9 protein-coding genes and 2 pseudogenes are annotated in these 14,306 nt (G+C 74.9%); 6 read left to right on the top strand and 5 right to left on the bottom strand.

The genetic code is table 11. The features are described 5' to 3' along the window. Positions 1 to 3 precede the first annotated feature (3 nt). The 4 genes from SM452_RS26015 (at position 4) to SM452_RS26000 (ending at position 6,885) form a co-directional block, all read left to right on the top strand. Positions 4 to 3,288: a right-handed parallel beta-helix repeat-containing protein gene (locus tag SM452_RS26015; RefSeq protein ID WP_463840895.1), complete on the top strand. Its 3,285-nt coding sequence runs from the start codon at positions 4 to 6 to the stop codon at positions 3,286 to 3,288. A gap of 33 nt (positions 3,289 to 3,321) precedes the next feature. Continuing rightward, positions 3,322 to 3,642 (top strand): YbaB/EbfC family nucleoid-associated protein, encoded by a 321-nt coding sequence (locus SM452_RS26010; protein WP_355510735.1) that lies wholly within the window; start codon positions 3,322 to 3,324, stop codon positions 3,640 to 3,642. A 119-nt stretch (positions 3,643 to 3,761) separates the two neighbouring features. Then, complete coding sequence (locus SM452_RS26005; RefSeq protein ID WP_194802792.1) at positions 3,762 to 4,397, top strand: helix-turn-helix transcriptional regulator; 636 nt, start codon at positions 3,762 to 3,764, stop codon at positions 4,395 to 4,397. Between the two features lies 1 nt (position 4,398). After that, complete coding sequence (locus SM452_RS26000; protein WP_463840894.1) at positions 4,399 to 6,885, top strand: hypothetical protein; 2,487 nt, start codon at positions 4,399 to 4,401, stop codon at positions 6,883 to 6,885. A gap of 4 nt (positions 6,886 to 6,889) precedes the next feature. Here SM452_RS26000 and SM452_RS25995 read toward each other — a convergent pair whose 3' ends face one another. The 5 genes and pseudogenes from SM452_RS25995 to SM452_RS25975 all read right to left on the bottom strand — a co-directional run bounded on the left by SM452_RS25995 (position 6,890) and on the right by SM452_RS25975 (position 12,625). Next, on the bottom strand, positions 6,890 to 7,417 hold the full coding sequence (locus SM452_RS25995) for a hypothetical protein (protein ID WP_463840893.1): 528 nt from the start codon (positions 7,415 to 7,417) through the stop codon (positions 6,890 to 6,892). Positions 7,418 to 7,763: 346 nt separating this feature from the next. Then, positions 7,764 to 8,063 (bottom strand): annotated as a pseudogene (locus SM452_RS25990) (ATP-binding protein); the annotation flags it as partial. A gap of 214 nt (positions 8,064 to 8,277) precedes the next feature. Next, positions 8,278 to 8,820 (bottom strand): annotated as a pseudogene (locus SM452_RS25985) (AfsR/SARP family transcriptional regulator); the annotation flags it as partial. Between the two features lie 95 nt (positions 8,821 to 8,915). Beyond that, complete coding sequence (locus tag SM452_RS25980; protein WP_355510727.1) at positions 8,916 to 11,108, bottom strand: BTAD domain-containing putative transcriptional regulator; 2,193 nt, start codon at positions 11,106 to 11,108, stop codon at positions 8,916 to 8,918. A 287-nt stretch (positions 11,109 to 11,395) separates the two neighbouring features. Continuing rightward, the gene (locus SM452_RS25975; RefSeq protein ID WP_262015015.1) at positions 11,396 to 12,625 is read right to left on the bottom strand and encodes a cellulose binding domain-containing protein; all 1,230 of its coding nucleotides are present in this window, start codon (positions 12,623 to 12,625) and stop codon (positions 11,396 to 11,398) included. 345 nt (positions 12,626 to 12,970) lie between these two features. On the opposite strand from SM452_RS25975, the gene SM452_RS25970 reads away from it, so the two are divergent. Both SM452_RS25970 and SM452_RS25965 read left to right on the top strand, forming a co-directional pair. Next, on the top strand, positions 12,971 to 13,309 hold the full coding sequence (locus SM452_RS25970) for a PadR family transcriptional regulator (RefSeq protein WP_262015014.1): 339 nt from the start codon (positions 12,971 to 12,973) through the stop codon (positions 13,307 to 13,309). Next, positions 13,306 to 14,283: a DUF1700 domain-containing protein gene (locus SM452_RS25965; RefSeq protein WP_463840892.1), complete on the top strand. Its 978-nt coding sequence runs from the start codon at positions 13,306 to 13,308 to the stop codon at positions 14,281 to 14,283. Before SM452_RS25970 ends, SM452_RS25965 begins: the two co-directional genes overlap by 4 nt. The last annotated feature ends 23 nt before the right edge of the window (positions 14,284 to 14,306 follow it).

Genomic DNA, 14,306 nt, shown 5'->3' with positions numbered 1-14,306 from the left:
GCGGTGAGTCGGCAGGTTCTTGTGGTGGGCGACCGGAAGCCGGGGTCCTATCCGACGATCGGCTCCGCGCTGGCCCGGGCCGAGCCCGGCGCCACCATCGACGTCCACCCCGGCCGGTACGTCGAAAAGCTGGTGGTCGGCGACCGGGTGACGATCAGCGCGGCCCAGCCCGGCACCGTCGAGGTGCACGTGGAGGAGGGCAGCGTCCTCGTCGTCCGCGGTGAGGGCGCCCAGCTGCGCGGCATCACGCTCAGCAGCGCCGACACGACGCTGGCGGCGGTCGACGTGTACGCGGGCGAGGTGGCGCTCGACGACTGCCGGGTCAGCGGCGCCTCCTGGGTGACGCTGCTGGCCCGCATGCAGGGCACCGTCGCGCTGCGCGGCTGCGACGTGACCAGCTCGGCCGGCGCGGGCGTGGTGGTGATGTCGGCCGGGTCGAGCACGATCGAGGACACCGACGTCCACGACGTCGCCACGAGCAGCGTGGTGGCAGGCGAGCAGAGCGCGCTGACGCTGCGCCGGTGCCGCCTGCGGACGGCGGGTGCGAACAGCGTGTGCGTCGGCGGCGACGCCCGGCTCACCATCGAGCAGTGCGAGATCACCGGTGCCGGCAAGCCCGCCCTGGTGGTCGAGCAGCGGGCCTGGGCCCGCATCCGCGGCCTGTCCGTCACCGGCAGCGGCAACGTCGACGTCTTCGTCCGCGGCGAGGCGGACGTGCAGATCAGCGACTCGACGTTCACCGGCGCCGCGGTGCAGTCGGCGCACATCGCCGAGGGCGCGTCGCCGGAGTTCCGGAACTGCACGTTCGGCGGCGCCGGCCACACCGCCGTGCAGGTGCTCGCTGGTGGCCGGCCGACCTTCACCGACTGCACGGTCGAGGACGCGCCGGTGGGCATCGCCGTCAACGGCGGCGCGCCCCGGTTCCTCGGGCTGACCGTGCGGGGCACGCGCGACCACGTCGCCGTGCTCGCCGGTGAGTCGGCTGTCGTGCTCCAGCGGCTGCGCGCCGAGATCACCACCGGCGGCGGGGTGCTGGTCCAGGACGGCGCCTCGCTGGAGGGCACCGACCTGGTGGTGGACGCGGGCGAGGCGACGGCGCTCGCGCTGACCGGGCCGGCGCGGGGCGTCGTCCACGAGGCGCGCCTCACCGGCACCGGCGCGGCCTGCGTCCGGGTGGGGACCGGCGCGGACCTGACGCTGCGCGCGGCCCTGCTGCGCGGTTCCGGCGCGCTGGCCGAGGGCACGCTCCGGCTCGGGGACAGCGAGATCGTCGGCGCGGCCCGCGACGGCCTGCGGGTCACCGGGTCGGCGACCGTCACGCAGACCCGGGTGCGGGAGGCCCGGGCCGACGGGATCGTCTTCGAGGCGGGCTCCCGGGGGTCGGTGAGCGACGGGGAGGTGCTCGGCAGCGGCGCGGCCGGCATCGGCGTGGACACCGTGGAGCCGGTGGCGCTCACCCGGTGCGTGGTGCGCGACAGCGGCGCCGAGGACGTCCGCCGCGCGCCCGGCGCCACAGTGACGACCGAGGCGCTGACGGTGGGCCGCCCGCAGGCCACCCCGGCGCCCGCCGGCCCGCCGGCCGCCGCGCCGGCCCCGGTCGCCGACGACGGGGGTACGGCGGAGGACGGCGCGGACGAGCTGAGCGAGCCGCTTCGCGAGCTGAACGGGCTGATCGGCCTGCGCGGGGTGAAGCAGGAGGTCACCGCGCTGATCAACCTGATCAAGATGTCGCAGGTCCGGCTCCAGATGGGCCTGCCGATGCCGCCGATGAGCCGGCACCTGGTCTTCGCCGGGCCGCCCGGCACCGGTAAGACCACAGTGGCCCGCCTGTACGGCTCGGTGCTCAAGGAACTCGGCATCCTGTCCAAGGGCCACATGGTGGAGGCGGCGCGGGCCGACCTGGTGGGCCAGTACATCGGCTCCACCGCGATCAAGACGACCGAGCTGGTCACCAAGGCGCTCGGCGGCGTGCTCTTCATCGACGAGGCGTACACGCTGTCCAGCGGCTCGGGCGGCTCCGGGCCGGACTTCGGCCAGGAGGCCATCGACGCGCTGATGAAGATGATGGAGGACCACCGCGACGAGCTGGTGGTGATCGTCGCGGGCTACTCCGAGCTGATGGAGCAGTTCCTCGCCTCCAACCCCGGCATGGCGTCGCGGTTCACCCGCACCATCGAGTTCCCCAACTACTCCGTCGAGGAACTCGTCACCATCACCTCGAATCTGGTCAGCAAGCACTACTACGAGCTGACCGACGACGCGGTGGAGGCGCTCACCGCGTACTTCACCCGGGTGCCGAAGAACGCCACGTTCGGCAACGGCCGGGTGGCCCGCAAGCTGTTCGAGGCGCTGATCAACAACCAGGCGTCGCGCCTGGCGACCACGCCGCCCACGAAGGACAACGAGCTCAACCGGCTCACCGCCGCCGACGTCGAACCCGAGCTGGCGCTGCTGGAGGACCTGCCGGTCGAGCAGGGCGAGCAGCCCGACGCGGCGACCGACCCGACCGGTGCGATAAACGCGGCCCGCAGCTGGAAGCGGATCTGCGGCCTGGTCGGCGGGCAGCGGGTCAAGGAGGCGGCCGGGCAGACGCTGTTGCAGCTCTGCGAGGGACGCAACCGCCGACGCGGCCCCGGACGCACCGGCAACGTGCTGCTCGGCGGCCGGGCCGGCAGCGGCCGCAGCGAGTACGCCCGGCTCTACGCGGCATGCCTGTCGGAGCTGGGCCTGGTGCCGGTCGGCCAGTTGGTGCGGGTGAGCACGAGCCGGGAACTGGCGCCGCAGTGGCCCGGCCAGGCGGGCAGCCTGGTGGACGCGGTCCTCGACGACGCGGCCGGTGGCGTGCTCCAGCTCGACTACGTCGACGACGCCTCCGGCGTCGCGCCGGAGATCGCCGAGGCGCTGGTGGGCCGGATGCGCTCCCGGCTCGGTGATCCGGTGGTGGTGCTGACCGGCGAGGAGGCGGCCCTGGCGAGCCTGCGGGCCGCGGTGCCGGCGGTGAACGAGGTGTTCGGCCAGCAGTGGTCGGTGCCGGAGTTCAGCACCGACGAGCTGGCCGCGATCGTGCTGCGGCACCTGGTGCGGCGGGGCCACGAGGTGCCCGACGACGTCCGGGCCGCGCTGACGCAGCTCGCCGGCCGGCTGCCCGAGCGCACCGTCCACGCCGCCCACCAGTTCTCGCTCGCGCTGACCCGGCGCACCGGCTCCCGTACCCTCGCGCTCGCCGACCTGGCCGCGCCCGGCCCGGCGGCCGGCGAGCGGCTCGGCGGCCTGGCCGCCGTCGGCTGACCACCACGACCGTCCCACACAGAAAGGCCCGGCATGCAGCCCGAGTCCAAGCCCGTTCCCCCCTCGTTCCAGGAGTTCATGGAGAACGCGCAGCGCCTGGAGGACCAGATGCGCAACGCGCAGGCGGAGCTGGAGCGGGCGATCGTCACCGGCCGCTCGCAGGACGCCACTGTCGTGGTCATGGCCAGCGGTCTCGGCAAGGTCCAGGCCGTCCGGGTCGACCCGAGGGTGTACGAGCAGCGTGACGCAGCGTCGTTGCAGACGGCGATCATGGAGGCGATCCAGACCGCTGCCGCGAACGCCGGGAAGCTCGCGACGGAGAAGATGGGCCCCGTCGAAATCAATCTTCACTGACTGAAAAAAGTCTGACCAGCGGCTATGGGCAGATCTTCACGGCTGGGCGCCCTCGGGAAAGAGAGTGTGGAGATTTCCTGAAGGACCCTCCATGAGACTGTCAGCCCCTACTGACAGTGATGGAGATGGCTGTGGAGCAAGTTGCCGTCTTTGTGCACGCGCCCGACCCGCTGACCCACACCGGCCTGACCGCCCACCTCCGGTCGCGCTCCGACATCACGCTGCTGGACAGCGCGGACCGGACGCGGGCGCAGGTCCTCGTCGTCGCCGCCGAGCGGCTCACCACCGACGTGATCGCGATGCTGCGCCTCGCGGCGACCGAGATCGGCGCCCCGGTCGTCCTGATCACCACCGAGGTCAGCGAACAGGAACTCCTCACCGCCGTGGAGTGCCGGGTCGTGGCCGTCCTGCCACGCGCGGCGGTCACCGCCGAACGCCTCGTGCACAGCGTCCGGGCGGCCGCCTCCGGCGGCGGCGTGCTGCCCCCGAACCTGGTGGGCGAACTGCTCAAGCACATCGAACGGCTCCAGCGCGACGTGCTCAACCCCAACGGGCTCAACGCCTCCGGCCTGACCGCGCGCGAGATCGACGTGCTGCGGCTGATGGCCGAGGGCTTCGACACCAACGAGATCGCCGACGAGCTGCGCTACTCCGAACGCACGGTGAAGAACGTCATCTACGGCCTCAACCACCGGCTGAAGCTGCGCAACCGCTCGCACGCGGTGGCCTACGCCCTGCGCTCCGGCATGATCTGAGGTGATCACGCGCCACACCGTCGGCAACGCCCTGGTGCTGCACGCCAGCGAGCGGATCAGCACGGAGGCCCGTACGGTCGCGCTGTCGGTGGACCGGGATCCCGACAACGACATCGTGATCCTGGACCTGCAACACGAGCTGCCGTTCGACATCTGGGACACGGTCGCGACCGAGCTGCGCCGGCAGCGCCTGCGCCGGGGCATCCGGCTGGTGGTCTGCGGCGCCCGCCCGGAGACCGGGGCGCTCGCCGGCCAGTGGCTCTCCGACCGGCTGGGCCGGCCGGTGATCGCCCCGTTCGGACGGATGATCCCGGGCGCGGCGGGACTGCTGTTCGTGCACGCGACGGATCTCGGTGGCTGGGTCTGCTACCGGCGCGGCCACACGCCGGTCTGGCAGTCGAAGCGCTATCCCGTACCGGCCTGGGACGGCGCCGCCGTCGACCACCTGACGATCAGTTCGACCTGCGCCGCCGAGCCGCTGCCCGGCGGCGTCTGGCTCCGGGAGAGCCGCGACGAGGCCGCCGTCGCCGTACACGGAAGCCACCTCACCTCGACGATGCCGTGCCTGCCGGACGCCATGCCGGTCCTGGTCGGCTGCCCCGGGACGGCGCCGCTGCGCCTGGACGACATCGCCCGGTTCTGGCGCGGCCTGGCGCCCGAGGGGCGCGAGCACGCCCGGTTCGTCCAGTACGGCCCGGTCGCGCTGCCCGACGGTGAGCCGTTCGGGCAGGCGCTGGCCGACCTGCTGCGCTGCCCGGTGCGGGTCTTCACCGGCGTGCCGAGCGGCCGCCCGGACGGCCCGGCCCTGTTCACAGTCGACGCCGACGGGCGGCCCGGCTGGCAGGTCTTCGCCGAGGAACTGGCCTACCGGCCCCGGGAGACCCTCGGGGCGAAGGCGGTGGCGCCGCGCATCCTGCGCCACCGTGCGCCGCCGGAACTCGGCGAGCCGGTCGGCCCGCGCGTCTACCAGTACGCCCACGACGCGGTGGTCGAGGTGATCCCGTCCGGCCTCTGGCTGCGCGGCCCGGAGCCACCCCGGCACGCCGACCGGATCCGCGCGGTACCGATGGACCCGAACCGCGTCCGGCTCGTCGTGGACGACCCGGCGCCGGCCGCGGCGGACCGCCACCGGGAACTGGCCGGTGACCTGGCCGCGCGGCTGGATCCGGCGACCCGCAAGCGCGCGGCGGTGCAGCCGTCCTCGCTCGTGGCGCCGGGACGCCCGGGGCTCTCGGCACGCGGGATCGAGGCCGGGACGTACCGGCACACGACGGGTCACGCCGCCGGACTGCCTCCCGCACCGTCGGCGCCGGCGCCGGCGCCCGTCCCGGCGCCGGTGCCCGTCGCCGTGGCGGGCCCGCCCGCGCCGTCGGCCGCCGAGGTGGCCGCTGCCGTTCCCGCAGTCGCACGTCCTGCCGTCCCGCCGGACACGACCCTGCCGGACGGCTCCGGGCTTCCCGGCCCAGGGTCGGAGGCGGCCGGGCTTCACTCGGCGGGGACGAACGTGGCCGGGACGAACGTGGCCGGGCCTCACGGGGCCGGGCCGGTCGCGGCCGGGCTGAGCGTCGTCGGGGCGGAGGCGGCCGGGCTCGACGACATCGGGCCGGCCGCGAACGGACCGGATGCGGCGGCGCGGGACGTGGCCGGGCCGGTGCTCGGCGGCGGCGCGGGCTGGGCGACCAGTCCGACGATGACGCTGCCGGTACACCGCCCCGCACCGGCGCCCGTCCGCTTCCAGCGCACCCCCGGCGACGACGCGCGGGGCGTACGCCCCGGCCCGGACCTGGACGAGGAGCGGACCTGGTTCCGGCGGGCGTTCCGCCGGGAGATCGCCGCCGTCGCCGCCGACGTGGCGGACGCGCTCGCCGCGCATCCGGCGCTCGCGGCCGGCGCCGATGCGGTGGAGTACGCGACGGCGGTCCGCCTCTACCTCTCCGCCGCCGGCGACGGCCTCGACCAGGCGCTGCGGTCCGCCGAGCCGGGCGGTCACGTGCCGTTCGCCAGGTGCGTGTCGGCGGGCGTACGCCGGTTGCCGGTGCACCGCGGCGTCGCGTACGCCGGTGCCGAGCTGACCACTGTGGACTTGCGGCGGATCGCGCAGCGCCGGGTGCTCACCGACTGGGGGTTCACCAACGCGCTCGCCGAGCCGCCCGCCGACCTGCCGGGCACGGTCGAGGTGCTGATCTGGTCGGCCACCGCGCGGCGCACGGCGGCGTTCGAGACCGCCGACGGCGTGCCGGCCCGGGTCCTGTTCCTCCCCGGTACCGCGTTCACGGTGCTCCAGGTGCAGGAGCCGGACGCCGGTGTCCCCGCCCGGCTGCTGGTGCGGGAACTGGCGGTGGAGGAGCCGCCGGTGGACGGGCGGGCGCGCTTCGACGCTCTCGCCCTTGCCGCCCTGCGCCAGCACCTGGCGCGCCGCACCGGTCCGGGTACGCCGGTCCCGGCGGCCGCCGCCCGCCGGTTCGTGGGCGTACCGGGGCTGCGCTGAGGCTTTACCGGTCGAGACCGTCGCGCAGGGCGGCGAGCGCCGCCCGCTGCGCCTGCGGCAGCCGGTGTCCCGCCAGGGCCCGGCGTACCAGCTCGCGGGCCGCCTCCGGGGCGCGCCGGGACAGCTCGGCGCCGTGCGCGACCAGCCAGTCCACCAGCCACTCGTCCACCTCGGGCGGCCCGGCGAGCAGGTGGTCGGCGACCCGGGTGACGGCCCCGCCGTTGTCCGCGAGCGCCTGTGCGGCGTGCCGGTGCAGCGTCGGCCGCAGCGCGGCGGGGATGCTGCCGGCGAGCGCCCGCCGCAGCACCGGTTGCCGGAACGCCAGCTCGCTGCCCGCGTCCACGAGGACGTCGGCGGCGACGGCCTCCTCCAGCTCGGCCATCAGGTCGAACGGCGACCTCCCGGTGACCGCCGCGACCTCGGCGACGGCGAACTCGTCGCCGAGCAGGGCGGCGTAACGCAACGACTCGCGGGCGCCGGGGGAGAGGTGGTCGAGGCTGGCCCGCACGGTGTCCAGCAGCGCGCGCGGCATGTCGTCGGCCCGCGCGTCGACCTCGGCGAGCCCGTCGACGACGCGTACCCCGTCCTCGGCGACGAGGCCGCTGACCAGTTCCCGGGCGTACAGCGGGTTGCCGGCGGTCAGCGGCGCCAGCGACCGCAGCGTGGCGCCGGGGCGGCACGCCCACCGTCCGGCCGAAGATCTGCTCGATGTCCGACGGGGGCAGGGGGGTGAGCCGGATCAGGTGCCCGTCGCGGGTGCTCACACCCCGCCGCACCCGGGCCAGGTCGCGCCGGCCCGGTTCGGGCCGGGCGGTCGCGACGAGCAGCAGCGGCAGCCACCGGGTCAGCGCGGCCAGCCGCTCCCAGGCCAGCAGGCTCACCTCGTCGGCCCACTGGAGGTGGTCGACGGCCAGCACCAGCGGGCCCGTCGCGGTGAGCCCGCGGACGTGGTCGAGCACCCGGTCGACGGCAGCGGCCGGGTCGTGCGGCGCGCCCTCCAGGCGCAGCGCCCGGCGCATCACGTGCAGCGGGATGCGGCTGCTGAGTTCCTCGGCGCTGCCGCGCGCGATCCGGTGGCCGCGGGCCCGCGCCTCGTGCAGCGCCGCGTCGAGCAGCGCGGACTTGCCGATGCCCGGCTCGCCCTCGATCCACACGATCGCGCTGCGGCCCTCGCCCACCGCGTCCAGGAGGTCGCGCAGCAGCGCCAGCTCGGCGTCGCGTCCGACCAGGCGTCCCCGTCGCGCTACGGGCGGCGCGGCGGGCGCCGCCACCGCTGCCGGTGCCACAGGTACGGGCGGCGCCGGCTCGGCGAGGATGCGGCTCTGCAGTTCGCGCAGGGCCGGGCTCGACGCCGAGTTCGTCCACGAGCACCCGGCGCGCCGCGTGGAAGACGTCCAGGGCCTCGGTGCCCCGGCCGGCCCGGTGCAGCGCGCGCATCAGCAGCTCGTGGAACGGCTCGTGCAGGGGATGGTCGCGGACCAGCGCGGTCAGGTCGGCGATCAGCGCGTCGTCGCCGCCGCCGGCCAGCACCAGCCGGGCCCGTCGCTCCGCCGCGCCGATCCGCAGCTCGGCCAGGCGGTGCCGGTCGAGGTCGGCGAAGAGTCCGGTGACGTTCGCGTACGCCTCGCCCCGCCAGAGCGCGAGCGCCTCGTCGAGCAGGGCGACGGCCGGTCCGGGCCGCTCGGCGCCGGCCTGCGCCCCGGCCGCCTCGCACAGCGTCTCGAACCGGTCGGCGTCCAGCGCGCCGGGTTCGAGGCGCAGCGTGTATCCGGCCCGGCCGGAACGCAGCAGCCCACCGGCCGGGCCCAGGGCGCGCCGCAGACCGGAGACGTAGGTGTAGATGTTGCCCGCCGCGGCGCCCGGCGCCGACTCGCCCCACAGCGCCCGGATCAGCTCGGCGCGGGTGACCGGGCGGTTGGCGTTCGCGGCCAGCATCGCGAACAGGGCCCGCCTCCGGGCCGGTCCGAGGTCGATCTCGACCTCGCCGTTCCAGGCGCGTACCGGGCCCAGAACGGTGACGCGCAGTCTCCTCACCGCTGCCCGACGACCGCCGGGCCGACGTCCGCCGACGGCCCGTCCGGGCCGGCGATCCGGTTCATCTCGGCGCGCGTCGCGGCGTCCCCGGTGTGCGCCGACACCCAGGTCGCCTCGGCGCCGGCGGGCAGGCCGCAGCGGTGCAGCACCCGGGCCAGTTCCGCGGTGAGCAGCTCGCGGGACGACGCGGACAGGCCGGGCGAGGCGACGGCGTGACGCAGCACCGCGATCGCGGGCGCGGGTGCGGTGGCGCCCAGCTGCGCGGCGTGCGCGGTCAGCCAGTCCTGCACCCAGGCGTCGACCGGCACCGGCCCGGCCAGCAGCTGGCCCGCGACCCGGCCGAGGTCGCCGCCGGCCTCGGCGAGCCGCTGGGCGAACTGCCTGTGCATCAGCACCCGCAGCGCGGTCGGGATCGCGCCGCGCAGGACCCGGCGGATGACCGGATGCCGGAACCGCAGGCGGCGCCCGTCCTCGACGAGGATCCCGGCGGCCAGCGCCTCCTCCACCGCGGGTACGAGTTCCGGCGCCGACTTGCCGGTGACCGCGGCCAGGTCGGCCACCAGGTAGTTGTTGCCGAGGAACGCGATCGCCCGCAGCAACTGGCGGGTGTCGTCGGCGAGCGGTTGCAGGTGCCGGGAGACCGCGTCGGTCAGTTCCGGTCCGGGTGTGTCGGCGGTCCGGCCGTCCCGGTCGGCGAGTACGAGATGCCGCAGGTAGTACGGGTTCCCGGCGGCCGCCGCGACGAACGAGCGCACGGTGCCGGGGCCCGGGCCGGGTGGGCGGGACCAGGCGCTTACCAGGCCGGTCGCGGTGTCGTCGTCGAGCGGACCGAGGTCGACGAGCGTGGTGCCGTCGCGGGGCAGCACCCGGCGCAGGAGCCGCACCTCGTATCCGGCTGGGACCGGGCGGGCGGCGGAGACGAGCAGCAGCGGCAGCCGGGTGGTGAGCTTGTGCAGCGCGTGCCAGACCAGCAGCGACATGTCGTCGGCCCACTGGAGGTCGTCCAGGACCAGCAGCAGCGGCCGTTCGGCGCACCGCGCGACCACGAACCGCTGGACCGTGTCGATGACGGTCATGGTCGGTGGTGCCCCGCCGGTGCAGGCGTGCAGCGAGGCGGGCAGGCCGTCCGCGTCGTTGCCCAGGGACAGGCACTCCAGCACGATGCTCAACGGCATCCGGTACGCCAGCTCGTCGCCGACGGCCCAGCCGACCTGGACGCCGAGCGGCGCCGCGCCGCTGAGCCCTTCGGCCAGCAGCGCTGATTTGCCGATGCCCGCCTCACCGCTGATCCACATGCTGCCGCCGCGTCCGCCGGCGAGGCCGGTGACCGCCGCGCGCAGCCGGGCCAGCGCGGCGGAACGGCCCCGGAAACCGTGGTGCCGGGCCGGGACCGGTCCCGGGCCGCGTACCGGGGCCGCGGTGGCGCCGGACAGCTGGTCGTGGATCTGCCGGACGGCGGCGGCGGGTTCGGTGCCCGACTCCTCGACCAGCCGGTCCCGCAGCGTGGCGTAGAGCGCGAGCGCCTCGGCGGTACGCCCCTGCGCGGCCAGCGCCCGCATCGCCACCGCGTACAGGCTCTCCCGGGCCGGGTGGCGGTCGACGAGCGCGAGCAGACGGTCGACGACCTCGGCGCCGCGTCCGAGGCCCAGCATCAGCTCGGCCTGGCGTTCCACAGTGGTCAGGTACAGCTCGCCGAGCCGGATCCGGTGGCCGGCCGCCCGCGGTCCCGGTACGCCGACGAGCGCCTCGTCGCCTCGCCACTCGGCCAGCGCGGCGTCCAGCGCGGCCAGTTCGCCCGTCGTGTCCCCGGCGGCGCGGGGTGCGCGGCTGCGTTCGCGCAACCGCTCGAAGCGGTGCACGTCGACGGCGTCGGCGTCGACGTGCAGCCGGTAGCTGCCGCCCTCGGAGGTGAGCACCCGGCCGGAGGACCACCTGTCGCGGTCCGGTTCGAGCATGCGGCGCAGGGCGGAGACGTACGTGTAGAGGTTGCCGGTCGCGCTGGCCGGCGGATGGTCACCCCAGACGGCGGAGATCAGTTCGTCCCGGGACAGGCCCCGTTCCGGGGTGAGCGCCAGCGCGCTGAAGACGGCCCGGCGCTGGGCCGAGCGCAGTGGCAGTTCCCGCCCGGCGAACGTGATCCGGAGACTGCCCAGCAAGCGGATGTCGAAGCCACTGCACTGTGCCGTCATGCCGTCCTCGTGGTGACCGGATACCTGCCTCGGTGACAACCGTTCGGCGGAACCCTAGCCCAACCATCTACCATGTCAACTTCGTGTGGATGGCCGAAAAGCTTACGGTGCAGGGCTTTCCGGTGCGCGTACCGTTCATCTTCGGCCACCGCCGGTCGCGCTAGCAGGCAGTCTTCGCGAGGCCGGTCCGGACCGTCCACGACGGACCGGGCAGGGGCCGGGCGTGCCGGCGAGACGATACTCACCTCGGCGGGGCCGGCGTACGACGCCGGCCCCGCCGAGATGGTTCAGCTACCGGTGCAGGTGGCGGTGGCGCCGCCGCCGGTCCCGGTGCCCTGGAAGCCGAAGGTGGTGCTCTGCCCCGCGCCGAGCCGTCCGTTGTAACTCTGGTTCGCCACGGTGACGGTGCCGCTGGTGCCGCTGGGCACGCCGTTCCACAGCGAGCTGATCGCGGCGCCGCCGGGCAGGGTGAGCGTGACGCGCCAGCCGGTCAGCGCGGTGCTCCCCGCGGTCACCGTCACGCCTGCGACGAACCCGCCGTTCCACTGGTCCTGGACGGCGTAGACGGCGGTGCAGGAGGCCCCGCCCGGCGGCGGGGTGGTGGGCGGCGGTGTGGTCGGCGGCGGCGTGGTGGGCGGTGGGGTCGTGGGCGGGGGAGTGGTGGGTGGCGGCGCGTCCAGCGTCAGGTTCTTCTGCTGGACGCTCCACTGCGTGCGGCACAGACCGCAGTCGGGGCCGACGAAGTTGGCGCCGGCGCTGATGTCGCCCTTCAGGCGCCACTTGAGATAGAGCACCGCGACCCGGCCGAACTCGCCGCCGTTGGGCTGGTCGTACGTGCCGCCGTGCCCGACGTTCAGGTTGCCCATGAAGGCGGGCAGCCCGGACGGCAGCTTGCCCCAGTCGTCCATCGCGTTCGGGTAGGCGATGTCGCTGGGCCCACCGATGAAGTACGCGATCGGCTTGGTCAGGCGCCGCAACTGGTAGTCGTCGGCGTCGTTGAGCAGGCCGCTGCTGAAGATGCCGGTGGTGGTGATGCGCGGGTCGTTCGAGACCGCGTACGCCTCGACGCCGCCACAGGAGAACCCGGCCACGGCGATCTTGGTGGTGTCGATCCGGTTGTAGTACTTGCTCCCCGACCGCGAGTTCTCCGCCACCGCCCAGTCGATGGACTGGGTGAGCATCTGCGCGTTCGTGGAGCCGGAGCCGTTCGGTGCGCCGTTGGCGATGGCGAGGAAGCCGTGGGAGGCGATCTCGCGCAGGAAGTTGCCCTGCGACAGCCCGTTCGCCGAGCAGGCACCGTTGCCCCAGACCAGGACGGGAAGGCGCTCGGACGGGAGCGTCTGGGGACGGAAGATGGTGTGGTTGGGCAGGCTCGACGAGGTCTCGTAGTCGGCGGGGTAGGGCCCCGAGCCGCCGATCGCGGCGCCCGCGGGTGTCGCGCCGAGCGCCACGACCACGGAGGCGAGCGGGACGAGGGCGGCCGCCAGCCCCGCGTAGATCTTCGATCTTCTTCTCATGCGTCCTCCAGGGGACGTCGTGACGGCGCTCCCTGGACGGTGGTGGTGGCGGTGTGCCGGCCACGTCGGTGTGGCGCCGCCGCGATGCGTCCCAGCGGAGGGACCGGCGGGAGCTTTGCAGTTACTATCACCGCCGTAACGAAATGTGTCAATGCACGTCGATCGATGTCCGACACTCGAATCGCCGCAGGCCGCGCCGGACGACCTGTTCCGGGGCTGGACGACGCGCGGCACCTTCGTCTCGTACCGGACGCTCTGACCGGCCCCGGTCCGCGGTGCGCCGAGCGCGGCGTGCCGCGGACCCCTCGCGCCACATGTCTTGCATAGCAAGGTATCTTGCGTCGCATGGACGGCGCACGTGAGCGGATCACCACGAACATCCGCAAGGGCGTGCTGGAGTACTGCGTGCTCGCGTTGCTCTCGCGACGCGACATGTACGGCCTGGAACTGGCCGAGTGGCTCGCCGTCCGCGACCTGACCGCGAGTGAGGGCAGCCTCTATCCGCTGCTCGCCCGCATGCGGCAGGCGGGCACGGTGGAGACCCGGTGGGTGGCGCCCGAGCAGGGGCACGCCCGGCGGTACTACACGATCACCGATCAGGGGCGGGCGCACCTGCGGATGTTCGCGGCGGTGTGGCGGGAGATCCAGCCGCACGTGGACGAGCTGATGGCGGAGGAGACATGAGCGACGACGGCCTCCCGGAGGCGGCGGAGACCTATCTGCGGGCCCTCGACGCGGAGTTGTCGGAGATCCCGCCGGACGCGGCACGCGAGATCGTCGCGGACGTCCGCGCGCACATCGCCGACGCGCTCGACAGCGGACGCGACACCGCCGAGATCCTCGCCGGACTCGGTGCACCGGGCGCGGTGGCGGGCCAGGCGCGGGAGGAACTGGGCCTGCCGGTCCAGGACGGCGCGGAGCGGGCCGCCCGGACGCTGTCAGTGGTCGCGGTGGCCGCCGGTGTGCTGATCGCCGTGTGCGTCAGCTTCCTGCTGCCGTCCGCGGTGCCGGTGGACCCGCTCGGCGCGGACTCCGGCGAGCAGGGCGTCGTCCGGCGGTTCGGCCCCGGCATCGCGCTGCTCACGCTGCTGCCGGCGCTCCTCGTGGCCGCGCCGCTCGTGCTGCAGGGCCGGGCCCGCGGCGCGGCCCGGTTCGCCGGCGCGGCGGCGCTGACGCTGTTCGCCTGCGCGTCCGGCGAGATCGGGCTGTACTACTTCCCGCTCGCGCTGGTGGCCGGGGCGGCGGCGCTCGTGCCGTGGGCGATGCGGCGCGGCGCCGGTGGACGCTGGTGGCGCTACCTGACCGGCGGCGTCGTGGCGATGCCCGGCGTGCTCGTGACCGTCGCGACCGCAGGTGGCTCGGTCGGCGTCGGCTGGGTGGGCGCGGCGCTGTGGATCGCCGGGCCCCTCGTCGCCGGCGCGCTGTGCGCGTACGGCATCCGGGCGGGGTACGCGGTGACCGCCCTGGCCGGCGCGCTCGTCATGATCTCCGCGATGGCCGAGCGCGGCTTCCTGTTCGCCGCGTTCTGGCTGTTCGGCGGGCTGTACCTGGCGATCGGCGCCGGCGCGTACGCCGCGTCGCAGCCGGCCGGCGGCGAACCGGCCGGCACACCCGGTTCACCGGCACCGGCGCGACCCGCGCCCGCCCCCGGCGGCTGACCGGGGGCCGTGGCGCCGGCCGG

It is taken from the genome of Micromonospora sp. SYSU B005, from assembly GCF_055362685.1.
Note: the sequence above shows the minus strand (reverse complement) of the source record. Positions and strands in the feature narration are given on the sequence as shown.